Source organism: Aquibacillus kalidii (assembly GCF_014280935.1).
GTDB lineage: Bacteria > Bacillota > Bacilli > Bacillales > Amphibacillaceae > Aquibacillus_D > Aquibacillus_D kalidii.
On record NZ_JACLZI010000016.1, the window covers coordinates 1 to 26,765 of the forward strand.

23 protein-coding genes and 1 other annotated feature are annotated in these 26,765 nt (G+C 36.8%); of the genes, 19 read left to right on the forward strand and 4 right to left on the reverse strand.

The window, feature by feature from the left end; genetic code table 11:
* The first annotated feature begins 484 nt into the window (after nucleotides 1-484).
* On the forward strand, nucleotides 485-1,570 hold the full coding sequence (locus H7K77_RS02830; RefSeq protein ID WP_186576203.1) for a M42 family metallopeptidase: 1,086 nt from the start codon (nucleotides 485-487) through the stop codon (nucleotides 1,568-1,570).
* Nucleotides 1,571-1,604: 34 nt separating this feature from the next.
* Here H7K77_RS02830 and H7K77_RS02835 read toward each other — a convergent pair whose 3' ends face one another.
* Nucleotides 1,605-2,228: a lytic transglycosylase domain-containing protein gene (locus H7K77_RS02835; RefSeq protein ID WP_186576204.1), complete on the reverse strand. Its 624-nt coding sequence runs from the start codon at nucleotides 2,226-2,228 to the stop codon at nucleotides 1,605-1,607.
* Between the two features lie 129 nt (nucleotides 2,229-2,357).
* Nucleotides 2,358-2,573, reverse strand: coding sequence for a small acid-soluble spore protein SspI (gene sspI / locus H7K77_RS02840; protein ID WP_186576205.1), 216 nt, complete (start codon nucleotides 2,571-2,573; stop codon nucleotides 2,358-2,360).
* Nucleotides 2,574-2,701: 128 nt separating this feature from the next.
* On the opposite strand from sspI, the gene H7K77_RS02845 reads away from it, so the two are divergent.
* The 5 genes from H7K77_RS02845 to H7K77_RS02865 all read left to right on the forward strand — a co-directional run bounded on the left by H7K77_RS02845 (nucleotide 2,702) and on the right by H7K77_RS02865 (nucleotide 9,463).
* The gene (locus H7K77_RS02845) at nucleotides 2,702-3,451 is read left to right on the forward strand and encodes a TrmH family RNA methyltransferase (protein ID WP_186576206.1); all 750 of its coding nucleotides are present in this window, start codon (nucleotides 2,702-2,704) and stop codon (nucleotides 3,449-3,451) included.
* A 78-nt stretch (nucleotides 3,452-3,529) separates the two neighbouring features.
* Nucleotides 3,530-3,767: a binding site (T-box leader), on the forward strand.
* A gap of 72 nt (nucleotides 3,768-3,839) precedes the next feature.
* Nucleotides 3,840-4,874 carry a phenylalanine--tRNA ligase subunit alpha gene (gene pheS / locus H7K77_RS02850; protein WP_186576207.1) on the forward strand — a complete coding sequence of 345 codons (1,035 nt, stop codon included), beginning with the start codon at nucleotides 3,840-3,842 and terminating at the stop codon, nucleotides 4,872-4,874.
* A gap of 15 nt (nucleotides 4,875-4,889) precedes the next feature.
* Nucleotides 4,890-7,316, forward strand: a complete 2,427-nt coding sequence (pheT, locus tag H7K77_RS02855) for a phenylalanine--tRNA ligase subunit beta (protein ID WP_186576208.1) — start codon at nucleotides 4,890-4,892, stop codon at nucleotides 7,314-7,316.
* A gap of 298 nt (nucleotides 7,317-7,614) precedes the next feature.
* Entirely contained in the window at nucleotides 7,615-8,880 is a 1,266-nt protein-coding gene (locus H7K77_RS02860) for an MFS transporter (protein ID WP_186576209.1), read from the forward strand.
* Nucleotides 8,834-9,463, forward strand: a complete 630-nt coding sequence (locus tag H7K77_RS02865; protein ID WP_186576210.1) for a TetR/AcrR family transcriptional regulator — start codon at nucleotides 8,834-8,836, stop codon at nucleotides 9,461-9,463. The genes H7K77_RS02860 and H7K77_RS02865 overlap by 47 nt, the downstream gene beginning before the upstream one ends.
* A 320-nt stretch (nucleotides 9,464-9,783) precedes the next feature.
* Here the strand turns inward: H7K77_RS02865 and rnhC are convergent, their stop codons facing one another.
* Nucleotides 9,784-10,734 carry a ribonuclease HIII gene (gene rnhC / locus H7K77_RS02870; protein ID WP_186576211.1) on the reverse strand — a complete coding sequence of 317 codons (951 nt, stop codon included), beginning with the start codon at nucleotides 10,732-10,734 and terminating at the stop codon, nucleotides 9,784-9,786.
* A gap of 126 nt (nucleotides 10,735-10,860) precedes the next feature.
* Here rnhC and zapA point away from each other — a divergent pair, with 126 nt between their 5' ends.
* The 11 genes from zapA to uvrC all read left to right on the forward strand — a co-directional run bounded on the left by zapA (nucleotide 10,861) and on the right by uvrC (nucleotide 23,543).
* Nucleotides 10,861-11,136 (forward strand): cell division protein ZapA, encoded by a 276-nt coding sequence (gene zapA / locus H7K77_RS02875; protein ID WP_186576212.1) that lies wholly within the window; start codon nucleotides 10,861-10,863, stop codon nucleotides 11,134-11,136.
* Nucleotides 11,129-11,671, forward strand: a complete 543-nt coding sequence (locus tag H7K77_RS02880) for a CvpA family protein (protein ID WP_186576213.1) — start codon at nucleotides 11,129-11,131, stop codon at nucleotides 11,669-11,671. The genes zapA and H7K77_RS02880 overlap by 8 nt, the downstream gene beginning before the upstream one ends.
* 127 nt (nucleotides 11,672-11,798) lie before the next feature.
* On the forward strand, nucleotides 11,799-13,526 hold the full coding sequence (polX, locus tag H7K77_RS02885) for a DNA polymerase/3'-5' exonuclease PolX (RefSeq protein ID WP_186576214.1): 1,728 nt from the start codon (nucleotides 11,799-11,801) through the stop codon (nucleotides 13,524-13,526).
* 5 nt (nucleotides 13,527-13,531) lie between these two features.
* Nucleotides 13,532-15,874, forward strand: a complete 2,343-nt coding sequence (locus H7K77_RS02890) for an endonuclease MutS2 (RefSeq protein WP_186576215.1) — start codon at nucleotides 13,532-13,534, stop codon at nucleotides 15,872-15,874.
* Between the two features lie 72 nt (nucleotides 15,875-15,946).
* Complete coding sequence (locus H7K77_RS02895; RefSeq protein ID WP_186576216.1) at nucleotides 15,947-16,357, forward strand: DUF350 domain-containing protein; 411 nt, start codon at nucleotides 15,947-15,949, stop codon at nucleotides 16,355-16,357.
* Nucleotides 16,358-16,611: 254 nt separating this feature from the next.
* A complete protein-coding gene (locus H7K77_RS02900; protein WP_186576217.1) occupies nucleotides 16,612-18,318 on the forward strand; it encodes an AMP-binding protein in 1,707 nt (568 codons plus the stop codon).
* 111 nt (nucleotides 18,319-18,429) lie between these two features.
* The gene (locus H7K77_RS02905) at nucleotides 18,430-19,014 is read left to right on the forward strand and encodes a TetR/AcrR family transcriptional regulator (RefSeq protein ID WP_186576218.1); all 585 of its coding nucleotides are present in this window, start codon (nucleotides 18,430-18,432) and stop codon (nucleotides 19,012-19,014) included.
* An 88-nt stretch (nucleotides 19,015-19,102) separates the two neighbouring features.
* Nucleotides 19,103-19,876, forward strand: a complete 774-nt coding sequence (locus H7K77_RS02910; RefSeq protein ID WP_186576219.1) for an electron transfer flavoprotein subunit beta/FixA family protein — start codon at nucleotides 19,103-19,105, stop codon at nucleotides 19,874-19,876.
* Between the two features lie 14 nt (nucleotides 19,877-19,890).
* Nucleotides 19,891-20,871, forward strand: coding sequence for an electron transfer flavoprotein subunit alpha/FixB family protein (locus tag H7K77_RS02915; RefSeq protein WP_186576220.1), 981 nt, complete (start codon nucleotides 19,891-19,893; stop codon nucleotides 20,869-20,871).
* A gap of 164 nt (nucleotides 20,872-21,035) precedes the next feature.
* Complete coding sequence (trxA, locus tag H7K77_RS02920) at nucleotides 21,036-21,350, forward strand: thioredoxin (protein ID WP_186576221.1); 315 nt, start codon at nucleotides 21,036-21,038, stop codon at nucleotides 21,348-21,350.
* A gap of 378 nt (nucleotides 21,351-21,728) precedes the next feature.
* Nucleotides 21,729-23,543, forward strand: coding sequence for an excinuclease ABC subunit UvrC (uvrC, locus tag H7K77_RS02925; protein WP_186576222.1), 1,815 nt, complete (start codon nucleotides 21,729-21,731; stop codon nucleotides 23,541-23,543).
* A 31-nt stretch (nucleotides 23,544-23,574) separates the two neighbouring features.
* Here uvrC and H7K77_RS02930 read toward each other — a convergent pair whose 3' ends face one another.
* A complete protein-coding gene (locus H7K77_RS02930) occupies nucleotides 23,575-24,012 on the reverse strand; it encodes a YslB family protein (protein ID WP_186576223.1) in 438 nt (145 codons plus the stop codon).
* Nucleotides 24,013-24,330: 318 nt separating this feature from the next.
* On the opposite strand from H7K77_RS02930, the gene H7K77_RS02935 reads away from it, so the two are divergent.
* Together H7K77_RS02935 and sdhA are read left to right on the forward strand one after the other, a co-directional pair.
* Entirely contained in the window at nucleotides 24,331-24,951 is a 621-nt protein-coding gene (locus H7K77_RS02935) for a succinate dehydrogenase cytochrome b558 subunit (RefSeq protein ID WP_186576224.1), read from the forward strand.
* Nucleotides 24,952-25,004: 53 nt separating this feature from the next.
* Nucleotides 25,005-26,756 carry a succinate dehydrogenase flavoprotein subunit gene (sdhA, locus tag H7K77_RS02940; RefSeq protein WP_186576225.1) on the forward strand — a complete coding sequence of 584 codons (1,752 nt, stop codon included), beginning with the start codon at nucleotides 25,005-25,007 and terminating at the stop codon, nucleotides 26,754-26,756.
* The last annotated feature ends 9 nt before the right edge of the window (nucleotides 26,757-26,765 follow it).

The following is a 26,765-nucleotide window of genomic DNA, read 5'->3' on the forward strand; positions in this document are numbered from 1 at the left end:
GTTAGGAGCCCTCTAACATAGCGAATTCTTTTGGGTTCTCTAATTTCGCGACGTTAGGAGCCCTCTAACATAGCGAATTCTTTTGGGTTCTCTAATTTCGCGACGTTAGAATCCCTCTAACATAGCGAATTCTTTTGAGTTCTCTAACTTCGCAACTTAAGAAGCTCTTTAACATAGCGAATTCTTATCGCTTCTCTAACTTCGCAACGTAAGAAGCTCTTTAACATAGCGAATTCTTATCGCTTCTCTAATTTCACGACGTTTAGAATCATTAATCCCCAGCGGCTCACTTAATGCCTTATAAGTTACTGCAGATTTTATCTCAAAGCTGTCATTTGGAAAGTGATAAGAGTTTGTGAAAAATACTAAATAAAAGCTACTAATGAAACGAACAGTTCTTTGGCTATATTATCTCAAACTTTTGTGAAAAGTTTATAAAAGAGATATAATTTTAGTTGAAGTAACTATTGGGAGGTTCATACATATGGCAAAGACAGATGAGACATTGACAATGCTTAAAGAATTAACAGATGCTCGAGCAATCTCAGGAAATGAGAAAGAAGCAAGAGATGTCATGAGCAAGTATATTACGCCTTATTCAGACGAAGTATACACTGATAACTTAGGTAGCTTAATAGCAAAAAAAGTAGGAAATGAAAACGGACCTAAGATTATGGTGGCTGGTCACTTAGATGAAGTAGGTTTTATGGTTACACGTATTGATGATAAAGGATTTGTATATTTTCAAACAATTGGCGGTTGGTGGAGTCAAGTAATGCTTGCTCAACGAGTGACTATATTAACAAGTAAGGGCGACGTAACAGGTGTAATTGGATCAAAACCACCACATATCTTACCTCCAGAAGCTCGAAAAAAACCTGTAGAGATTAAAGATATGTTTGTAGATATTGGTGCTTCTAGTAAAGAAGAGGCAGCTGAATTTGGTGTACGTCCTGGTGATTCAATTGTTCCTTACTTTGAATTTACCCAGTTAAAGAATGAGAAATTATTACTAGCAAAAGCTTGGGATAATAGAATAGGGTGTGCCATTGCGATCGAGGTTTTAAAGCAATTACAAGGTGAAAGTCATCCAAACGTTGTGTATGGTGTTGGTACAGTGCAAGAAGAAGTTGGATTAAGAGGTGCGAAAACGTCTACTAACGCGATTGAACCAGATATTGGATTTGGAGTAGATGTTGGGATAGCTGGGGATACGCCAGGAATTTCTGACAAAGACGCAGATAGTAAACTTGGTGAAGGTCCTCAAATTGTTCTTTATGATGCGTCCATGATCTCTCACAAAGGTTTACGTGACTTTGTACTTGATACGGCAGATAAACATGATCTACCTTATCAATATACATCTATGCCTGGTGGCGGAACAGATTCAGGGTCCATCCATTTAACTGCTAATGGTGTACCAGCATTGTCGATTACGATTGCGACACGTTATATCCATACACATGCTGCCATTTTACACCGTGATGATTTTGAGAATACAGTTAAGTTAATTGTAGAAGTAATCAAGGGACTAGATGCAGATACAGTAAAAGAAATTACGTATAGCTAAAAAAAATCAGCTTCCAAATTGGGAGCTGGTTTTTTTAAGCTAGATAAGAACCCATTACTTTTTGTACATAATTTTGTGTTTCACGGAATGGTGGGATTCCATTGTATTTGTCCACATTACCTGGACCAGCATTATAAGCAGCAAGTGCCAGTGACTTATTTCCATCGTATTTATTAAGCATTTGCTTTAAATAACTTGTTCCGCCAAATATATTTTGCTTTGCATCAAATGAGTCGGTTACACCTAAACTTCGAGCAGTACCAGGCATTAATTGCATCAGACCTTGTGCACCAGCGTGACTTTGTGCAGTTACATTAAAATTGGATTCCGTTTTTATTACAGATCTAATTAAATTTGCGTCAACTCCATATTTGACTGATGCTTCATTGATAATGGAATCAATCTCTCCACTTGATTGTAAAGCAGTAGTGGATTTAATTGGTGATTGAATGGATGGTACATAGTTATTGAAATAACTGGATAATCTATTAGGACTAATGGTTGTAGAATTTGTAGTTGATAGTTCAGAAAGTTTATTATCTAGAATAGTTTGAAAAGCCTGCTCAACTAGTGGACTACTAGATGACATGGAAGAACTATTGCTGAATAAAGACATGGCTTGGACTTGCATTAAACTCTGTAAATATTTAATATCCATAGAAGCTTCCCCTTTTTAATGCATAGTATAAATACATTTTACAGGATTTGTCGAATAATGCGCAACGTTTTTTTAAAAACAAAAAAAGGTTGCTCTGGAAAGAACAACCTTTTTAATCTTAGCTAGCTCTTAATGTACGTTTCTTACACCTTTTTCTAAATTCGCGAGCATCTCTTGTTTTACGGATTGATCAGATTCTTTCCAGATCATTTCGAATAAAACACCCAAGCCTGGAAGCATTTTCTCTTCCCCACTTTGAATGGCATCAACGATAGTAGACTGTAATTGATCCGTATTGTTGTCTGATACATTTTCTAGAATTGCTTTTCTTAAATTAAGATCCATGTTTTCACCTCATTGTAAAAGTAGTAAATTAAAGAAACCTGAAATTTGTCATCTTTTCCTAATTTAGTTTGACCACAACGATTGGAAATATGTATGATAGTAAGGAAATTAGCTAAGAGGATGATTAAATGATTACATCTGTACAAAATGCAAAAGTTAAGCATTGGAACAAACTAAAGAAACGTAAGGAAAGAGAAGCGAGTCAACAATTTTTTATAGAAGGGCATCATTTAGTGCAAGAGGCTTTCCAAAGCGATTGGCATGTTCAAGAAGTTATCTTAGAAGAAGGTACCGATAGACCTGATTGGTTGCATTCATCGGCGACCATTACTTATGTATCAGATAACGTTTTTAAATCGATTACAGATACTAGAACTCCTCAAGGAATCGCCGCTATTGTGGGAATGCAAAAGCCAACGTGGGTAGACTTTAAGAAAATCTTGTTGATTGATGCAATTCAGGACCCAGGGAATCTAGGAACCATAATCCGGACAGCAGATGCAGCGGGATTTGAAGGTGTTGTTTTAGGTGAAGGTACGGTTGATTTATATAATGATAAAGTGATTCGAGCAACACAAGGCTCTATTTTTCACATTGCTATTTTCCATAACAATTTGTTAGACTTTGTGCCAACTTTGAAGACAGAAGGGTATCAAGTTTGGGCATCAACATTAGAAGGGGCAGTTCCATTTCATCAGGTTGCGATTCCAGAAAAAGTTGCACTTATTTTAGGGAATGAAGGTTCTGGAATAGAGGAGTCTTTAGTCGAGTATTCATCCGAACGTGTAAACATCCCTATTTATGGACAAGCTGAGTCATTAAATGTAAGTGTTGCTGCTGGAGTTCTAATTTATTATGTAGCAAATGGGTCTAGGTAAGCGACCATTTTCCATTAATAGAAATTTGAAGGTTGCAACTTATCGTTAGTTTTTCTATAATAAGTAAATAATGAATATCGACAGGCAACGAAAGAGTTAGTAAATATAACAGTTTCGATTTTAGGGATGAAGTGCCATGGACTGCGAGCATTTCAATCGAAGTTATGTTGAACCTTCACTCTGGAGCCGACACCAGGACCTTATCAATAAAGTAAAGGTGTTCCGGAATTGTTCCGTTATCAAGCTCAAGGTGGGCAGTGTACATAGTAGCTGTCAACAAGGGTGGTACCGCGATTTAGTAAACCTCGTCCCTTTTTATGGGAGGAGGTTTTTTTGTTTCCATTAAAATTCGATATTCCAGTTTTATGATTATGAGGAGGTTGTTAGAATGAAGGAACGGTTACAAGAGTTACAAACGGAAGCTTTAGCAAAAGTAACTGAGAGTTCAACATTATCTGATTTGCAAGATATTCGTGTTGCTTATTTAGGTAAAAAAGGACCGATTACAGAGGTTCTCCGTGGAATGGGGAAACTTTCACCAGAAGAACGTCCAGTAATTGGAGAGCTTGCAAATAAGGTAAGAGAAGCTATTGCTAATGAATTAGATAGTAAGAAAGCGAAATTAGAAGCAGAGGAACTAGAAAAGAAATTAGAGAAAGAAACGATTGATGTTACACTTCCGGGCAGACCTGTTCAGGTTGGAGGACCCCATTTATTAACGAGTATTGTTGAAGAAATTGAGGATTTATTTATCGGGATGGGTTTTGAGATTAGAGAAGGTCCTGAAGTGGAGACAGACTATTATAATTTTGAAGCATTAAATCTACCTAAAGGACACCCAGCTCGTGATATGCAGGATTCTTTTTACATTACAGAAGAGTTATTAATGCGTACGCATACTTCTCCAGTGCAAGCAAGAACCATGGGTCAATTCAATGGCAGTCAGCCAGTTAAGATGATTTGCCCTGGTAAGGTATATCGTCGTGACACTGATGACGCAACGCATTCCCACCAATTTACACAAGTAGAGGGTCTTTATGTTGATAAGGATGTGCGCATGAGTGATTTAAAAGGTGTACTAAACCGTTTCGCAAAGCAAATGTTCGGTGAGGATCGAGAAATCCGTTTACGCCCAAGCTTTTTCCCATTTACTGAGCCATCTGTTGAGATGGATATTTCTTGTAAAGTGTGTAACGGGGAAGGTTGTTCTGTGTGTAAAGGAACTGGTTGGATTGAAATTCTAGGTGGCGGAATGGTTCACCCACGTGTTTTAGAAATGGCAGGCTATGATCCAAAAGAATATAGTGGTTTTGCATTCGGAATGGGTCCAGAACGTATCGCAATGTTGAAATATGGTGTCGATGATATCCGTCATTTCTATACAAATGATGTCCGGTTCTTAAAGCAATACCATAAGGCGTAAAAAGGAGGATGAACAATGTTTGTTTCATTGAATTGGTTAAAGAATTATGTGGATATAGGTAACATAACTCCAGAAGAACTAGCGGAGAAAATTACAAAAACCGGAATCGAAGTTGAGGGAATTGAATATGTTGCCGATAAAAGTTCCAATGTAGTTGTCGGTTACGTAAAAGAATGTGAAAAGCATCCTAATGCGGATAAACTGAACCTTTGTCAGGTAGATGTAGGAGAAGAAGTGTTACAAATTATTTGTGGCGCTCCCAACATAGCTCAAGGTCAGAAGGTTGCTGTTGCCAAACCAGGTGCCGTATTACCAGGTAATTTTAAAATAAAAAAGGCGAAGCTACGAGGCGTTGAATCAAACGGAATGATCTGTTCCTTGCAAGAACTAGGAATTGAAGAAAAGTTTGTTCCAAAAGAAGTAGCAGATGGCATCTTTGTTTTTCCTAACGATGTAGAAATTGGTTCTGATGCACTATCATTGTTAAATTTAGATGATGCAATACTAGAATTGGGTTTAACACCTAACCGTTCGGATGCACTAAGTATGTTAGGAGTTGCCTATGAGGTAGCAGCTATACTTGACGTACCGATTAACTTACCAGATGAAAATGTGGAGCAAGTTGCAGATAAAGCAGATCAATTTGTTGATGTAAAAGTAGAAGCAACAGGTTTAAACCCTTATTATGGTGCCTTTGTAGTGCAAGATATAAAAGTAGGACCATCACCTTTATGGATGAGAAATTACTTAATTGCTGCAGGAATTCGTCCGATTAACAATGTAGTAGATATTACGAACTATGTATTACTTGAATATGGTCAGCCATTACATGCATTTGATTATGACAAATTTGGATCCAAAGAAATTGTTGTACGTAGAGCACAAGATGGTGAAACGATGACTACACTTGATGATCAAGAAAGAACATTGAAGTCAGATCACCTTGTTATTACTAACGGACATGAAGTAACTGCATTAGCAGGTGTAATGGGTGGAGCGAACTCTGAAGTGTCAGAGACAACCACAACTGTTTTATTAGAAGCTGCTTATTTTAATCCAGCAGCTGTTAGAACAGCTTCGAAAGATCACGGTTTAAGAAGTGAATCTAGTACGAGATTTGAAAAGGGTGTTGATCCTGACAGGGTTAAACGTGCTGGATTAAGAGCTTGTCACTTATTAAGCAAATATGCTAACGGTAAGGTTCTTACTGGTGTAGTTGAGCTTGACGAACTAGATCGATCGGAAAAACAAGTTTCGATCACTACAAGTAGAATTAATGATCGTTTAGGTACTGACATTTCCAACGATGAGATAGTTGATATTTTAAGAAAGTTAAACTTTACATTTACTCAAGAAGAAGAAAGTTTCACTATTAGTGTCCCAACCCGTCGTCAAGATATCACTATTTTTGAAGATATGGTTGAGGAGGTGGCTAGAATTTATGGCTATGATAATTTGCCGTTTACTTTGCCTCAAGGTGCATCTCAAGCAGGTGGATTAACTAAATTACAACAATTAAAGAGAGACATAAAGCAGTTTTTCGAAAGTGTTGGTTTAATGGAAACGATCACGTATTCACTAACGACAAAGGAAAGAGCGGAACTCTTGGTGAGTCCAGAAGTAAAACAAGACGCCGTAACACCAGTATCACTTTCCATGCCGATGAGTGAGGAACATAGCACATTACGATTAAGCATTTTACCTGAATTGCTTTCTTCAGTAGCCTATAACGTTGCTAGAAAACAAGCTGATTTGGGATATTATGAAGTTGGTACGGTATTTATTTCGGATGAAGAGCAAGTAACGAAGCAACCGAAAGAAAAGTTAAGAGCATCTGGTGCCATTACTGGAGACTGGTTAGTGCATCCATGGCAGCAAGAGAAAAAGCAAGTTGATTTCTATGTTGTAAAAGGTATTGTGGAAGCACTATTTGACACATTAAACCTTAGTGTAATATATAAACAAGCTAAAGTGGATGGCATGCATCCAGGCAGAACTGCGCAAGTGCTTATTGGTGAAAAACTAATTGGCTTTATTGGTCAACTACACCCATCTGTTCAAAAGGACTTTGATTTAAAGGATACTTATGTATTTGATCTTGATCTTGATTACATTTTCCATGTCCATGAAAATGAGCCAAGTTTTGAGAAAATTGCTAGATTCCCGTCCACTTCACGAGACATTGCACTAGTAGTTAACGAGCAAGTTAATGCTGGGGAAGTGCAGGCTACTATTCAGCAAGCTGGAGGAGATCTCATTAAAGAAATTATGGTGTTTGATGTCTATCAAGGCGAACATCTGGAAGCAGGTAAGAAATCTCTAGCCTTCAGTTTACTCTATTTAGACCCTACACGAACACTTACAGATGAAGAAGTGGAAGAATCTTACCAAAAAATATTAGAAGCTGTAAAAGAGAGACACCAAGCAGTTTTACGTGGTTAAGTTATAAAGTGGCGTGGGTTTTGAACCCACGCTTTTTACATAAGAACGTGGACTAATTAGAACTATGAAAACGACTATACATCACTTTAAGTGAAGGAACACAAATGAATAATAATGGTTGTCGAAAAGCCTATTCAAAGCAAATCTGTATTACAAAATCTATTAGAATTCTATACGAAAAAAATAATAGCAGACACTAAAAACGTCTGCTATTTTTTATTCACACTTGTAAAAAGACACCAGTGTCGTTATAATGAAATAAAATAAACGACACTGGTATCTTTTTTGGAGGCGTAGAATGAAAACTATACTCGGAAACAAAGGTTACATGACGTTAATGGCTGCTCAGACAATTTCAAGTGTTGGGGATTGGTTAAGTATGGTTGCGGTTATTACGATGGTAGGGATGAAGTGGAATGCTTCACCGATGGAAGTCTCATTAGTAATTTTGTGTCTTGCTTTACCAATGGCATTATTTGGTCCACTCGCCGGAACAGTTGCTGATCGATTGGATAGAAGAAAACTGATGCTTTTTTCTGATATTATCAGAGCAATACTCATTCTAGTATTAGCTGTAGCTAATTCCATTTGGATTGTTTATATTACCTTATTCTCTGTAGGTGTTTTCTCTGCTGTGTTTATTCCGGCTAAAAATGGTAAACTGAAAGAGCTAGTTGGCGAAAGTGATATGAAACAGGCAATGTCGATTACATCGATGATTGATTCATCTACTAAAATCGTTGGACCTCTGTTAAGTGGAATATTAGTAACAGCATTCGGAGCACAGGTAGTCTTTTATATCGACTCTTCCACATTTCTATTATCAGCTATCTTACTATTTTTCCTGCCGAAGACTTTACACAATACGGCTGAGCAAAAGGATAGGGAGTCTCGCTACTCCTTTAAAGCTGAATTTTTAGTAGGGATTTCCTTTGTGAAATCTAACTACTTTATATTGGTTGGTCTGTTTTTATTAGGAACTAGCTTGCTAATTTTACAGCTATCAGATTCTCAGATCATTGTATTAATTAGAGAGTTATCTCAAGCTTCCCCAGATCTATTTGGATATGTAGTTACTGCTGCAGGAATAGGTACATTTTTGTCTGGAGCATATTTAATAAAAAAGACAGATTATAATTCTTTGCCCTATATGCTAATAGGTGTACTGGGTATTGGATTGAGTTTTGGTGCAATGGGTATTTTAACCTACTATGATGTTGCTCTTTCAACGCTTTGGTCTACAATTACCGGTTTATTGGCGGGTTTCTCAGCAGGGTTGATATTTGTTCCGTTTCAGGCTGCTGTTCAAGTTGATACCCCTGTAGACATGACAGGAAGAGTGTTTGGGGTAGTCAATAGTGTTACAACAACGGCGACAATAGTTGGCCCTTTACTTGGGGGATGGTTGTCTACCATAATAGGGGTAATCCCAACATTCATTATCACAGCATCACTATTAATTGTTATTTCATTAATTGGATTTTTGACTAGAAGTACGACAGAGAGGAGTAGGAAAGATGTCTCCGAAAGTCAGCAAGGAGCACATAGAGCAACGTCGAAATAAAATTGTTGACGCTGCTAAACACGTATTTGCAGAGCAAGGATTTGAAAACACGACGATGAAGCATGTTATGGAAAAAGCCAGTGTAAGTAGGGGTGGCTTATATCAATATTTTGCTAATAAAGAAGACTTATTTGAAACCATATTGAAAGAAGATTTGGATTCCATTGTCGAAGAGAACAATAATTTATTAAAAAGAGATATAAATTCCTATTGGGATTTACTGTTACTCCGTATGTTCGGAGACAGTAAACAACCTTCGGAAGAAATGGACGATCTGGCTCCAAGTAAACTTGAATTTTTCATTACAGGAAGAAACGATAGACGAAGAAGAGAGTATGGGGAAGAACGTTATCGGAATGGATTAAGAATTTATACCGATGTGATAAAAGCAGGTCAAGCTTGTGGGGAGTTTAGTGAAAAATATGATAGTGAAATTGTAGCGCGATCAATAGTGGCTCATATAGATGGTTTGGCCCTCGAACATGCCATTTTACCTAAACACGAGGTTAAACTAAAGCAACAGTCTGACATGTTTTTAGAATATTTGAAAATGGCGTTGGAAATAAAGAAAGATAAAGAATAATAGTTTGGTAAGACTCTATGTTTAGTAATAGTTCTGGGCTCTAACGAAGCTGATGCAGTTTCCGTGGAAAGTGGAGTATCCTTATGGAACGATTTATAGCACTAACCTGGAAGTCTCAAAAGTAACGTCATAAATTATTAACCACCTGGATTTCGCTAAGAATTCCAAGTGGTTTTTTTGTATCTTTTACATTTTAAAATGACTGGTTAGGGAACCTTTTTATTGTTCCGCGCGTTATAAGAGAAGAGTATATCTGAATAAAGGGTCAAATCTTACTTGATTTGGGCGGAAACATAATAATTTAAACAAAATTATCAGGTCTATTTTAAATAGGCTTCTGCTTTTAGTGTATTTGCAAAATGTATTTTTGCATATTTATAAAGTTCTTCTTTTCCGATTTTTTTAAGCAACGATGCTGCCGCTTGATCTACCTTTTGGGAAGCCCCTTTAGGAATGGTTATCCCTGCTGCATTAGAAAGTTTATCCATCTCTTTAACAAAGCTTGATCTTGCAATAATTGATCCTGTTGCTACTGCAATAGAGTAACTTTCTGCCTTTGTCATAAAATAAACGTTTTCTTGCAGCGTTGCTTTCTCTGATTTTAAATGGTTTTGATAGACATTCGGTTGTGAGAATTGATCAACTAGAATTCCCTCTGGTTTCTCAGGTGCAATTTTTTCTAGTAAGTTTGTAATAGCATGGTGATGAAGCATTGTTTTCATCTTGCCTTGTGTCCAACCTTTGGCTTGTAGCTTATTGTATTTTTCATTTCGCAAAACAACTAATGAATAAGGGATCTGAAGTTCTACTATTTTTTTAGCGATCGATTTTATCATGTCATCCGTCAGGTTTTTCGAATCTTTTACACCTATTTCTTTTAAAATAGGGATTTGATCCGCTGTCACATAAGCAGCTGCAACTGTAATAGGACCAAAATAGTCTCCGGTTCCAGCTTCATCAGAGCCAATATGTGAACTTGTAAATAATTGATTCGGAGGGGCAAATCCATATCCGTTTGTATTGTTATTTTTTTTATGAACTGAATTCCCTACTGCTTGATTATTAACTGGAGTAGTCCCCCATTTATTAGCCTCGTTTTCAGGTGCCTTTCCTTGAAATAACACTTTACCTGATTTGTAGGCTGTAATGGATGCATTACTCGTTTTCGCTGCAAAGATAGCTCCTGGTGGTGCAGATTTTAGACTATGCTTATAGTATGCTTCCATCTCCTTAATTTTTCCTTGTGGTAGCTTTAAAACAACTTGTGGCATATTATCTCTCCATTTCTGTTATCACAATTAGTATATCAGACATTAATGGCTACAGAACAGTTCCCTTATTATGGTCTTCATGTTAATATTAAATTTAGGATTTGATAGAAACGAGGGGGTATGATCGTGTCCCAATCAGATAAAACACGCACGACTGTTGATATATATGGTAGATCTTATACGATAGTAGGAGAAGAGAAGGCACATCATGTAAGAATGGTCGCAAGTCTTGTAGATCAAAAAATGAGAGAAATTCATGAATCAAATAAAAGTTTAGATACGAATAAACTCGCTGTTCTAACGGCGGTTAATACTATGAACGATTATTTAAAGTTAAGAGATGATTATGCAGAACTTCTGAGTTCAATAAAACAGAAAGAGGAACAAGAAAAACATGATTGATTTTATATTATTGGGGATATTAGTATTAGGAGTACTAATTGGATTAAAACGAGGCTTTATTTTACAGTTATTTCACTTAATTGGTTTTATTGTAGCTTTTATTGTAGCCTCTATGTATTATGACACCATTGCCTCTAAATTAGATTTATGGATTCCGTATCCAAAGTTACCAGAGGATGCAGCTTGGGCAGTCTTTCTTGACACACTTCCGTTAGAGAATGCATTTTACAATGCGATAGCTTTCGTAGCTCTTTTTTTTGTTGCTAAGATAGTGTTACAAATTATTGCCTCTATGCTTGATTTTGTAGCTGACTTACCAGTTTTAAATTCTATCAATGGATTGTTAGGTGCTATTCTAGGATTTATTGAAACTTATTTTATCGTTTTTATCCTTTTATACATAGCAGCGCTAGTGCCTGTAGCATTCGTTCAAGATTTATTAGACCAGTCGTCTGTTGCAAATTATATTATTGAACATACTCCAATTGTTGCAGAACAAATTAAAACATTGTGGTTTGATCATGTGGCTAATTAATGAAATGGCTACATAGAACCTTTAAATGAAAGACAGAACAAAACCCTTGCAAGCAATAATGGCAAGGGTTTTTGACCGCTTTTTGAAAATATTCGGTTATAAATCTAGAAAGAAGGAGTTAAAGACGATGGCAGTTGATAAGAAAGATGTCATAAAATTATTAGAGAATATCGCAGTTTATTTAGAGTTGAAGGGAGAAAACCCTTTTAAAATTTCTGCTTATAGAAAAGCTGCCCAAGCCTTGGAAACGGATGATCGCTCTCTTTCTGAAATTGATGATTTCACCAAAATGAACGGGGTGGGTAAAGGTACTTCTGCAGTTATCGAGGAATTTATTAGAGATGAACAGTCTGATACTTTACGTCAATTACAAGAAGAAGTTCCAGAAGGACTTGTTCCATTACTACGTTTACCAGGACTTGGCGGAAAAAAACTTTCCAAGCTATATCAAGAATTAGGTGTCGTGGATGCTGCAACCTTGAAAGAAGCATGTGAAGACGGAAAGGTGGAAGCCTTAAAAGGATTCGGAAAGAAATCAGCAGAAAAAATTATGAAAGCGTTAGAAGAATCTTCAAGTAAACCTGATCGTCTTCCCGTTGCATTTATGCTTCCTATTGTGGAAAAAATAGAAAAATACTTAGCAGATTTTACGGCAGTTGAACAATACTCTAGGGCTGGTAGTATTCGTCGTATGAGAGAAACAGTTAAAGACCTAGATTTTATTATAGCGTCTGCATCACCAGATAAAGTCCGAGATCAACTATTAGAGCTAGAAAACATAAAAGAAGTCATAGCTTCTGGAGATACAAAAGTATCAGTTGTTCTAGCGGAAGGGTATGATGTAAGTATCGACTTTAGGATTGTTGCTCCACATGAGTTTGCAACGACCCTCCATCATTTTACGGGTTCAAAGGATCACAATGTAGCGATGAGGCAGCTTGCAAAAGCAAAAGGATTAAAAATAAGTGAATATGGTGTCGAAAATAGTGAAACAGGTCATGTAGAGACGTTTACAAGTGAACAAGATTTCTTTCAGTATTTTGGCTTAAATTATATTCCACCTGAAATAAGAGAAAATGATGGGGAAATAGAGGCAGCTCGATCTGAGTTATCACTCGTGAAGTACGAGGATATACGAGGGGATCTCCATATGCACACTTCTTGGAGTGATGGTGCACAATCAGTTGAGGAAATGGTTAAACAAGCCATGGATAGGGGATATGAATATATCGCTATCACAGATCATTCTAAGTATTTACGAGTTGCCAATGGACTAGATGAAGATAGGTTGCGTAAACAACGGGAAGAAATTAATCGTCTCAATGAAAAGTATTCGGATTTTCATATTTTTGCTGGCGTTGAGATGGACATCCTGCCAGATGGTTCACTAGACTTTTCCAATGACTTTTTAAAGGAAATGGATTATGTGATTGGTGCTATCCATTCTAGCTTTACACAATCTGAGGAACAAATTATGAATAGATTAAATACAGCGCTTGAGAATCCTTATGTAAATGTGATTGCGCATCCGACAGGCCGGATAATTGGACGTAGGGACGGCTATGCTGCAAATGTGGAACAACTAATTTTAAAGGCTAAAGAAACAGGGACAGTTCTAGAGTTGAATGCTAATCCTAACCGTTTCGATCTCTCCTCGCAGTGGGTAAGGCTAGCACAAGAGCATGGAGTCAATATTGCCGTAAATACAGATGCACATAGCTTTAGAACGTTAGAATTTATGGAAGTCGGTATTGGAGTGGCTCGAAAAGGATGGTTACGACCAGAAACAGTTATTAATACTTGGACTAAAGAACAACTAATAGACTTGTTTCGTAGTAAACGGAAAAAGGAGTAACAGCAATGAATAAACGAATTTTTCACGTACTTGAATATAACAAAATAATAGAACGATTAAATAGTCAAGCTTCGTCTTCACTTGGAAAAGAAAAGACTATTGCTATTAAGCCATCTACTAACCTTGCTGAAGTAGTTAAATGGCAAGAGGAAACAGATGAGGCTGCTAATGTGCTACGTTTAAAAGGAAATGTACCTCTTGGGGGCATCTTTGATATAAAGCCAAGTATCAAGAGAACCATAATTGGCGGAATTTTAAATGCTAATGAGTGCTTAGATATTGCAAGCACAATCTATGGAGGAAAACAGATAAAGTCCTTTATAGAAGGGATGGATGAGCCTGAACTACCAATTCTGAGGGGATTGGTAGAACAAATTGTTCCACTAAATGAACTGGAACGGCAAATAAAAAGTTGTATCGATGACAACGGCCATGTAATGGATGGTGCTTCGGATAAACTAAGATCTATTAGAACAAAAATAAGAACAAATGAAAGCAGAGTTAGAGACAAGTTAGATTCTTATACACGTACAAAAACAAAGATGCTGTCCGACGCGATTGTAACTATTCGAAATGATCGCTATGTTCTCCCAGTTAAACAAGAGTATAGAGGAGCTATAGGAGGAATCGTGCATGATCAATCCTCCTCCGGTGCAACTCTATTTATAGAACCACAGGCTGTTGTTGATTTAAATAACCAGCTACAAGAGGCTAGAGTACAGGAAAAAAATGAGATTGAACGTATATTAAAAGAGTTATCGATGAAAATTGCCGAAGACCAATCATATTTGTATCAGAATGTAGAAGCACTTGGTACGGTTGACTTTATGTTTGCCCGTGCAAAGCTTGGGCAATCTATGCGCGCATCGATGCCAAAAATGAATGATAAAGGAATCATCAAGATGAAGCAAGCTCGCCATCCTTTAATTACGGACGATGAGGTTGTACCGAATGATGTAGAACTAGGTGAATCCTTTACTTCTATTGTCATAACTGGACCAAATACTGGTGGAAAAACAGTAACGTTGAAGATGGTAGGCTTGTGTACGTTAATGGCTCAATCTGGCTTGCAGATTCCAGCGCTTGATGGTTGTGAAATGGCTGTATTTTCGAATGTGTATGCGGATATAGGTGATGAACAATCTATCGAACAAAGCTTGAGTACCTTTTCTTCTCATATGACGAATATTGTGAACATATTAGATAATGTTGATCACGAAACATTAGTCCTATTTGATGAACTTGGGGCTGGTACCGACCCACAGGAAGGTGCAGCACTTGCGATGGCAATTTTAGATGATGTTGTTAGCCGTGGAGCACGTATTATAGCAACAACACATTACCCGGAATTAAAGGCGTATGGCTATAATCGAGACGGGGTAATAAATGCCTCGGTAGAATTTGATGTACAAACATTAAAACCGACGTATCGTCTATTAATTGGTGTACCAGGTCGAAGTAATGCTTTTGAGATTTCGAGAAGGCTTGGACTAAATGAATTTATTATTGAGACGGCCAAAAGTCATATCGGCACAGACTCAAAAAGTGTCGAAAATATGATTGCCTCGTTAGAAGAGTCCCGCAGAGGTGCAGAAAGTGATTATGAGCAAGCAGAAGTGATCTTAGAACAAGCACAACAATTAAAGCAAGAAATCGAGCAACAATGGGACCAATTTGAACAAAAGCGAGAAGAACTTTATAAGAAAGCGGAAGAGAAGGCAGAAAGAGCTGTTGAGAAAGCTAGAGAAGAAGCAGAACTTATTGTCACAGAACTTCGGAACATGAAAAATGAAGCAAGCTTGAAAGAACATGAATGGATCGAAGCTAGAAAGCTGTTAGATGAAGCTCAACCTAAATTGACTAAAAATAAACCAGGGAAAACGAATCGAAATGATGAAAATAAAGAAATTCAGCCAGGTGATGAAGTCAAATTACTTACACTTGATCAAAAAGGTACAGTTATAGAAAAAATAAGTAACAAAGAATATCAAGTACAAGTTGGAATAATGAAGGTAAAAGTGAAACGAAAAGATCTTCAATTCGTAAAGAGAGAAGAACCTTTAATTGAAAAACCAATGGCAATGGTAAAAGGTTCCACCTATCATGTCAAAACAGAGCTTGACCTCCGTGGAGAACGATTTGAGGATGCCCTTCACAGGCTTGAGAAATATGTAGATGATGCAATTTTAGCTGGATATCCTAGTGTTTCCATCATTCATGGAAAAGGAACTGGAGCACTACGTAAGGGTGTACAAGAGTTTGCGAAAAAACATCGTCATATAAAGGACTTCCGTGCCGGTAGTATGAATGAAGGTGGCTCTGGCGTAACCGTACTAGAGTTTAAATAGGTGTCAACAGAGGCTTTAACATGTATGATAAATAGAGATATCATGTCGGCCAAAAACAATGAGGTGTAAAAGATGAGTCTTTTTTGGGAAAACATTTTCGTGGAGACTGCTGCAAGATATAGTGTTGCAGTCTTATGTCTAATTGTGTTTCTAGCTATCTTTGAAATTGTAACAAAATACAAAAACTGGGAAGAAATTAAAAAAGGAAATTTTTCTGTTGCAATGGCCACTGGCGGTAAAATATTTGGTATTGCCAATATTTTCAGGTACTCTATTGAACATAATGATACAATTATTGAAAGTATCAGTTGGGGAACTTTCGGTTTTGTCATGTTGTTAATTGGTTATTTTATCTTTGAATTTTTAACACCTAGCTATAAAATCGATGAGGAGATTGAAAGAGACAATCGTGCAGTAGGGTTTATTTCAATGGTAATATCAATAGGACTATCTTATGTCATTGGTGCGAGTATTGGACAATAAAGGGGTAAACAATAGGTGAAGACGCTAGCAAAAGTATTAATTGGGGTTGCAATTTTATTTCTTATCGTGGGAATCATTTTTATGTTTAATAATTAAATGGCGATTCATTCGCCATTTTTTATTTTGTTTATCAACGAAGATAGAATGCTTGTATTTCGTGTTTCGAAAAAAATAGTATACTTTTCCGTAAAAAATATTTAAAAATGTAAATACACTCGTTATAATAGATGTATTAAACAAAAGGAGGTCTTTAGATGAAGGATAAAGTGGAACGGCCTTGGTTAGCTCATTATCCAGCAAATATTCCTTGGAATATGGAATATGAGCAAAAATCCTTACATGCTATTTTAAAAGAAACGGCATTAAAATCCCCAAGAATGAAAGCGCTTCACTTCAAGGGTAAAGAATTAACCTACGAGCAGGTTTATTTTCAATCTAATCAACTAGCAGCACACCTGCAGGCTAATGGTTTGCAAAAAGGTGATCGTGTTTCTGTTATGCTTCCAAACACTCCTCAAGCTGTAATAAGTTATTACGCTGTATTAATGGCAGGTGGGATTGTAGTACAGACTAATCCTCTTTATAAAGAGAGAGAATTAGAATACCAACTTAAGGACTCCGGTTCAACTATGATTATTTGTCTTGATTTACTCTATCCTTTAGTGGAGAAGGTAAAGTCGAAAACATCTATCAGCCATGTCATTGTTACACAAATAAAAGATTATTTACCATTTCCAAAGAACCTAATTCACTCCTACATTCAAAAAAAGCAACAAGGTTCTGTAGTTACTGTTAAGGAATCTGATACTACCTACCTTTGGACTTCTATTATGAAACAACATCACCCAGATCTAGTACATCCTTTAATAAACCCAACAGAAGATTTAGCTCTATTACAATATACAGGTGGGACAACTGGTTACCCGAAAGGAGTTATGTTAACCCATTATAACTTGGTGGCCAATGTCCAAATGTGTGAGGTGTGGATTCATAAAAAAAGTGACAAACAAAATATTGTATTAGGCGTTTTACCTTTCTTTCATGTTTATGGCATGACAACTGTGATGAACTATGCAGTATTAACGGGATCTAAAATAGTTTTGTTACCGAAATTTGAGGTGGAAGATGTTTTACGAACCATCGAAAAGCAACGTCCTAATGTATTCCCTGGAGCGCCAACCATTTATATTGGATTGTTAAATCATCCTAAATTAAACCAATATGATCTTACTTCAATTGAAACATGCATAAGTGGATCAGCTCCCTTACCTTTAGAAATTCAGGAACAATTTGAAAAAGTAACGGGTGGTAGGTTGATCGAGGGCTACGGGCTATCAGAATCTTCACCTGTAACTCATGCTAACCTAATTGCCCCTGATGCCATCCAAGGTGGAATTGGATTGCCTTGGCCAGATACAATTGCTAAAATAGTGAGTTTGGAAACATTAGAAGAGGCCGATGTTGGTGAAGTGGGAGAAATTGCGGTTCAGGGACCTCAAGTAATGAAAGGATACTGGAATCGAGAAGAGGAAACCGAACAGGTATTAAGGGATGGATGGCTCTATACTGGTGATATCGGTTATATGGACGAAGCTGGCAGATTTTATGTGATTGACAGAAAGAAGGATGTCATCATTGCGGGAGGATATAATATATACCCTAGAGAAGTAGAAGATGTATTATATGAGCATGAGGGTATTCAAGAATTAGTAGTAGTAGGAATTCCTGACATGTACCGTGGTGAGACGGTTAAAGCATTTGTTGTCTTAAAGGATGGCGTTAATATAGATGAAAAGACATTAGATGCCTTTTGTAGAAAACGGATGGCCTCATATAAAGTGCCAAGGATTTATGAATTTAGAAGCGAACTTCCAAAAACAGCAGTGGGTAAAATTCTACGTAGAAAATTAATAGATGAAGAAAGACAAAAAATAAATAGTAGAGAAGATCAATCAGTATAATCACTGAAACTTTCTAAACAGATAGTTACAGGTTGACACTACTAATTGATCGATGTACAATATGAATGAATAGTCATTCATAAAAATTAAGTTGAGGTAGGGGACTCTATTTTGAATAATAATAATAAACCAAAATATAAACAAATAATTGATGCTGCGGTAACGGTCATAGCAGAAAATGGATATCATGCATCCCAAGTATCAAAGATAGCCAAGCAAGCTAGCGTGGCAGACGGAACGATCTATTTATACTTTAAAAATAAGGAGGACATATTAGTATCTTTGTTTCAGGAAAAAATGGGACAGTTCATTGTTAAAATAGAAAAAGAGATAAGTGAACTCTCCAATGCTGAGGATAAACTACGACGTTTAATTACCATGCATTTCAATCAGCTGGTTGATGACCATGACCTTGCTGTTGTTACTCAGTTAGAACTAAGGCAGTCGAATAAAGACCTACGATATAAAATTAATGAAGTATTAAAAGGCTACCTTCAAATTATTGATCAGATTGTTGAAATTGGTATGGAACAAGGTATATTCCGAGAAGAATTGAACAAGAAGCTAGTTAGGCAAATGATATTTGGAACCATTGATGAAACGGTAACAAATTGGGTTATGAAAGACCAAAAGTATGATTTACTTGCTCAGGTTGATGGTATTCATCGTTTAATTGTACACGGTTTAGCGAAGTAATCAGTGAAACAGAAATATAGAATTGTATCAGGCTTTGAAGGGGCAAAACTAAATATAGATATTCACAATGAAAGGGTGAAACGAGTACATGAATATATTTGTTTTAATGAAAAGTACATTTGATACAGAAGAAAAAATTATTATTTCAGATGGAAGAATTGAAGATGACGGAGTAGATTTGATCATTAATCCTTATGATGAATACGCAATAGAAGAAGCAATCAAACAAAGGGATGAGCATGGTGGTGAGGTTACAGTTGTGTCTGTCGGGACAGATAGTGCCGTAAAGCAACTTAGAACAGCGCTAGCAATGGGGGCAGATCAGGCGTTTTTAATTAATACCGAAGAAGATCTTGATGAAGGGGATCAATATACGACTGCCAGGATATTAGAAGCTTTCTTTGAGGAAAGAGAGGTAGATCTTATTTTAGCTGGTAATGTTGCGATTGACGAAGCGAGTGGGCAGGTCGGTCCAAGACTTGCCGATAAATTAGGTTTTACCTGTGTGACAACTATTACTAGTTTAGAGATTAAGGAAGAAAAGGCAATAATTGAGAGAGATGTAGAAGGTGATACTGAAATACTTGAAACAATGCTGCCATTATTAGTGACCTGCCAACAAGGTCTAAACGAACCGCGCTATCCTTCTTTGCCAGGAATTATGAAAGCTAAGAAAAAACCACTCGAGGAAATAGAATTAGATGACCTTGAATTAGAAGAGGCTGATGTTGAACCAAAATCTAAAACAATTGAAGTGTTTTCACCTCCAAAACGATCTACGGGTCAAGTGTTACAGGGGGAGTTGAGCGACCAAGTTAAGCAACTAGTCTCTTTACTAAAACAAGAGTCTAAAGTGCTGTGAAAGGGGATCATATGATGAGCGATAAAATATTGGTGATTGGGGAAATCCGGGATGGCGCGATAAGGAATGTTACGTTTGAGGCGATAGCTGCTGCTAAAAAAATAAAGGAAGATGCAGAAATTATTGGGGTACTTTGTGGCAGTGAAAAGGTCGAAGAATTAGCTCAAGAACTAGTACATTATGGTGTCCATAAAGTGGTGGTTATAGAAAATGATAAAATGAAAGCGTATACTTCAGAGGCTTTTGTACCCGCGATCGAAGAGGTTGTAAGAGCAGAAGAAGTTGGAAGTGTTGTCATGGGTCATACGGCTATCGGGAAAGATTTAACACCGAAACTCGCCAGTCGACTTGATGCTGGTCTTATCTCTGACGTTGTAGAAATAGATCATATTGGAGGTAATGTAGTTTTTACTAGGCCGATCTACTCTGGAAAAGCATTTGAGAGGAAAATAGTGACAGAAGGATTGCTTTTAGCCACCGTCAGACCAAATAACCTTAAAGCACTTGAAAAGGATACTTCTCGACAAGGCGCTGTCATAAAGCTTGAAGTTGAACTACCAGATTTAAGGACTATTATCAAAGATGTCATCCGAAAATCAACGGAAGGGATTGATTTATCAGAGGCAAAAGTTGTGGTAGCCGGAGGAAGAGGTGTAAAAAGTAAAGACGGATTTGCCCCACTTTATCAACTTGCACAATTATTAGGTGGAGCAGTTGGCGCTTCAAGAGGTGCTTGTGATGCTGATTATTGTGATTATTCTCTCCAAATAGGCCAAACGGGGAAAGTAGTCACTCCAGACTTGTACATTGCTTGTGGTATTTCAGGTGCAATACAGCACTTAGCGGGTATGTCGAATTCCAAAGTTATCGTAGCTATTAACAAGGATCCGGAGGCAAATATTTTTAACATTGCTGACTACGGAATCGTGGGTGATTTGTTCGAGGTATTGCCATTGTTAATAGAAGAAGTGAAGCAGTTAAAAGTAGAAGCGTAATAATAAGAGTTACAAAAAGGAATAATACTTTTTGTAACTCTTATTTTAGTACATCTAACCAGATTTTTAGGGTAAACTAACATTAGAGCAAAGTAGTGGTCAACGTATGGTCTTGAGTGATATACTCTAAAAGAAATCGGTTTGGATTAGAGGAGGATTTACAAATGGCAATAGTAAAAGCTACTGATCAAAGTTTTAATACAGAAACTAGTGAAGGATTGGTATTAGCAGACTTTTGGGCACCTTGGTGTGGACCATGTAAGATGATCGCGCCAGTACTAGAAGAAATTGATGGTGAGATGAGCGAAAAAGTTAAAATCGTCAAATTAGATGTGGATGATAATCAAGAAACTGCTGGTAAATTTGGTGTAATGAGTATCCCAACTCTTCTTCTTTTTAAAGATGGAGAAGTTGTTGATCAAGTTGTAGGTTTCCAACCAAAAGAAGCTTTAGTTGACTTGATTGAAAAACACGCATAATAGTTCACTTCAAATATAAAAGCTAATACTAATATAAATCCCTTGCCAAGATGGCAAGGGATTCTTATTTATAGGATAGGATCTTTCATGCATACTGTAGTGGCATTTTTAGTGGCGTCATGAAATGCGAAGTAATATATACATCTAGATGTGGCTATAAACTAGCTTGGGCAGATTCTATTTTTTAAATCCGATCGTGAGTAATACATCGAAATATGTTAATAAGGCATTTTTCCAGAACGGTTGGTCAGCCTTTACTTAATAAGCAATGTATAAAGTTAGTTACTGCAGATTAGATATTGTGACAAAAGTAACAATAGTTAGGAAAAGAGACATATGGTAAAATGAAAGGGAAATTGTCTTTTTGGGGGAGATTTGATGAATAATACAATTAAAGAAAAACTTGCTGTCCTCCCTGCACAACCAGGCTGTTACCTGATGAAGGATAAAAATAACACAGTTATCTACGTTGGGAAGTCGAAATTATTAAAGAATCGTGTACGCTCGTATTTTTCAGGGGCAAACGATCAAAAAACACAACGATTAGTCCAAGAAATTGTAGACTTTGAATATATTGTTACATCTTCTGAAATTGAAGCACTGATTTTAGAAATGAATTTAATTAAAAAGTATGATCCAAAGTATAATATTTTGCTGAAGGATGATAAGACGTATCCATATTTAAAAATAACTTCCGAAGAGCATCCTCGATTAATTGTTACAAGGAAGGTAAAAAAAGATAAGGGGAAATATTTTGGGCCTTATCCGAACGTAATTGCTGCAAGAGAAACAAAGAAGTTATTAGACCGCTTATATCCCCTTAGAAAATGTGATAGAATGCCTGATCGGGTTTGTTTGTATTACCATATGAATCAATGTCTTGGTCCGTGTGTATATCCAGTGTCAGAGGAAACGAACAAACAAATCGTGCAGAGTATTTCCTCGTTTTTGGGTGGAGGTCATCGGGAGATTAAGAATGATCTAAAGGATAAAATGTTTAAAGCTTCAGAAGAGCTCGACTTTGAACGGGCGAAAGAATTACGGGATCAAATCCAACATATTGAATCGGTTATGGAACAGCAAAAAATGACATTGAATGATAAAGTCGATCGAGATGTATTTGGTTTTGCTTATGATAAAGGTTGGATGTGTGTCCAGGTATTTTTTATTAGACAAGGTAAATTAATAGAAAGAGACGTTTCTATTTTTCCGTTTTTTGATGACCCGGAGGATACGTTCGTAAGTTATATTGGACGTTTTTATCTACATCAAAACCATCCAAAACCTAAGCAAGTACTTGTACCTGCACCAACTGATAATGAACTGCTTGAAAAATTATTGGAGATAGATGTTCATATTCCTTATCGTGGTCGAAAGAAAGAATTGGTCAAACTTGCTGCTAAAAATGCACAAATTGCTCTCGAAGAAAAGTTTTCCCTTATCGAACGAGATGAAGAGAGAACAGTTAAAGCGGTAGAAGATTTAGGAGCCAGATTAAACATAGAGATTCCGCACAGAATTGAGGCATTTGATAATTCTAATATACAAGGAACAGACCCTGTTTCTGCAATGGTTGTATTCATGGATGGGCGCCCATTAAAAAAAGAATATCGAAAATATAAAGTTAGAGATGTAGTTGGCCCTGATGATTATGAAACAATGCGTGAGGTGGTAAGGAGAAGGTACACTCGTGTGTTAAAAGAAAACCTTCCATTACCAGATTTGATTGTAATAGATGGTGGTAAAGGTCAAATGAATGCTGCTCTTGATGTATTAGAAAATGAGTTAGGTTTAGATATTCCATTATGTGGACTAGCCAAAGATGATAAGCATAAAACAAGCGAGTTATTATATGGTAATCCACCAACCATAGTGCCGCTTGATAGACAGTCCCAGGAATTTTATTTAATTCAACGTATTCAGGATGAAGTGCACCGCTTTGCTATTACGTTTCACCGACAGCTTAGAGGGAAGAGTGCGTTCAAATCTGAGTTGGATTCGATTCCAGGTGTAGGAGAAAAACGAAGACGCCTTTTGCTTACGCATTTTAAAAATATTAATGAAATAAGAATGGCTTCATTGGAAGAATTAAAGAAACTAGGTATCCCTCAGCCAACTGCTGAAACCATTCTTAACCATCTAAAGGGTGAAAAAGTAAATAAAGAAATAGACGAAAGCCCTCTAGATAACTAGAGGGCTTTCATTTGCACTGTCATCTTATTTCCTAATCCTTTGAATAAATGACATTGAATTGTACGAAACCTTTTTTATTTTTTAATTCTTCTATACATTCACAGGGGATCGATTTTAATTGTTGGATCGCTTCTGCTAGGAAACCTGATTCGATTCGATAATCCTGTTCGATTTTACTTTCTATTCGATTCGTTATCGCTTCTCCTGTTAACTCGAAAATAAATTCTCTTCGCTTTTCTTTTATAAGTGTTAAATGCCCCCAACCCGTTTTTAAGAAAAAGTCATATATTTCTTCAATCGAAGTGAAAGTCATCTTTCTTGCTATATTTTTCCCTAGCACGTAGAGAATGGATTGGGTATCTTTGCCTAACAAGTCGGGAAGGCATACATACCGTAATAAGTCGTAACCTGATCCTGATGTGTGTAGTTGGTCGACTATGCTATTTAAATTATCACTATTTTTGTGCACAAAATTGAACCCCTTTCAAAATCGTCAGCAAGGTGATGTAGTTTTTTATTAAACAGTAAAAAACATGAGATATCTAATTTTATTATGGCTTGAAACTCTAGACAATGCAACCTAATTAGATGGTGAACATAGTTATCTAAAAGAATTCGTTTTCTTGACGCTTTACTAGGATAGAAGTACAATAGTTGTGTCACAAAATATCCATTTTTCTAATTATTGTTTTAATTGCGTTAATAGAAAATAAAGCGCTTTTATTGGTTAGAAATGGTATATTTTATAGGTCTAATAGAATAAGAATATTTGTTGAGGGGGGTAAATATGGCGGAGAATAGGGAGTTTTTTTATCGTAGGCTACATTCTTTACTAGGGGTAATACCGATTGGGATCTTTTTGATTCAACACTTAGTTGTCAATCATTTCGCTGTATATGGAGAGGAAAGCTTTAACAAGGCGGCGTCATTTATGGAACATTTACCGTTCCGTTATGTGCTAGAAACATTTGTTATCTTTCTTCCCATTCTGTTCCACGCGGTTTTAGGGGTTTACATTGTATTTGTTGCTAAAAATAATGTGAGACGATTCAGTTTCTTTCGTAATTGGATGTTCTACATCCAAAGAATAACTGGAATTATTACGCTAATCTTTATTGTTTGGCACTTATGGGAAACTAGAATTGCAATTGGAATGGGAAATGCAGAGCTAGATTATAGTTTGATGGAAGATATACTATCAACACCATTTATGTTCTGGTTTTATATTATCGGTGTTGTGTCTACTACTTTCCACTTTGCAAATGGATTATGGAGTTTCCTAGTTTCATGGGGAATAACAATTACTCCAAGGTCACAAAAGATTGCTACCTATGCAACCTTACTAGTGTTCCTTGCTGTTACGTATATCGGTGTTCGATCAATTATAAAATTTGCATACGGAATCTAATCTAATATAAATATTCAAAATAGAAGAAAGTTAAACTAGGGGAGTGAGTAAGAATGAGTAATCGTAACATAGTAGTTGTAGGGGGCGGTCTTGCTGGCCTTATGGCAACTATAAAAGCGGCAGAAGCAGGCGTACATGTTGATTTACTTTCAATTGTTCCTGTTAAACGTTCTCACTCTGTTTGTGCGCAAGGTGGAATTAATGGAGCTGTAAACACAAAAGGGGAAGGGGATTCTCCGTGGGAACATTTTGATGATACAGTTTATGGTGGAGATTTCTTAGCAAATCAACCGCCAGTTAAGGCAATGTGCGATGCAGCACCTGGTATTATCCATATGCTAGATCGTATGGGTGTTATGTTCAACCGAACACCTGAAGGATTGCTAGATTTCCGCCGTTTTGGTGGTACGCAACACCATCGTACCGCATATGCAGGTGCAACAACAGGCCAACAATTGCTATATGCTTTGGATGAACAAGTAAGACGTGCAGAGGTTCAAGGGTTGGTAACTAAATATGAAGGATGGGAGTTTATTTCGTCGATCATTGATGATGAAGGTGTTGGGCGCGGAATTATCGCACAAGACATTAGATCGCATGAAATAAAAGCGTTTAAAGCAGATGCTGTTATTCTAGCAACTGGTGGTCCTGGAATTATTTTTGGTAAATCTACTAATTCCGTCATCAACACTGGTTCAGCCGCAGCTACTTTGTATCAACAAGGTGGTATTTATGCGAACGGCGAGTTTATCCAAATACACCCTACTGCTATACCAGGGGATGACAAACTAAGGTTAATGAGTGAATCTGCTCGTGGTGAAGGTGGTCGTGTTTGGACCTATAAAGATGGGGAACCTTGGTACTTCTTGGAAGAAAAATATCCTGCCTATGGTAATCTAGTGCCTCGTGACATTGCAACTAGAGAAATATTTGATGTTTGTGTTAACCAAAAACTTGGTATTAATGGGGAAAACATGGTTTACTTAGACCTTTCCCATAAAGATCCAAAAGAACTTGATGTAAAACTTGGTGGAATAATAGAAATCTATGAAAAGTTTGTAGGAGAAGATCCACGTAAAGTTCCGATGAAAATCTTCCCTGCTGTACACTACTCTATGGGCGGTATTTGGGTAGATTATGATCAAATGACAAACATTCCTGGTATATTTGCTGCAGGTGAATGTGATTATACGCAACATGGTGCTAACCGTTTAGGAGCTAACTCATTACTATCCTCTATTTATGGTGGAATGGTAGCTGGTCCTAATGCTATTAAATACATTGATAATTTAGAGAAAACGGTTGACGATATTCCTTCTTCCCTATTTGATTCAAAACTAAAAGAGCAAGAAGATTATTTTGAACAATTAATGAGTATGGATGGCGATGAAAATGCTTATCAAATTCATAAAGAACTAGGGGAATGGATGACAGACAATGTTACCGTTGTGCGTGACAATGCCAAACTATTAAAAACGGATGATAAAATACAGGAGTTGTTAGAGCGATGGGAAAATATCAATATTAATGATACCTCTCGTTGGAGCAATCAGGGTGTTATGTTTACACGTCAATTGAAGAATATGCTTCACCTTGCAAGAGTAGTTACCATTGGAGCATATAACAGAAATGAAAGTCGTGGAGCACATTATAAGCCTGAATTTCCTGAACGTAATGATGAAGAATGGTTGAAAACGACAAAAGCTCAATTTAATCAAGAGACAAAGTCTCCAACATTCAGTTACGAAGATGTTGATGTATCTTTAATTGAACCAAGGAAGCGTGACTATAGTAAGAAAAAGTAAAGGGGGTAA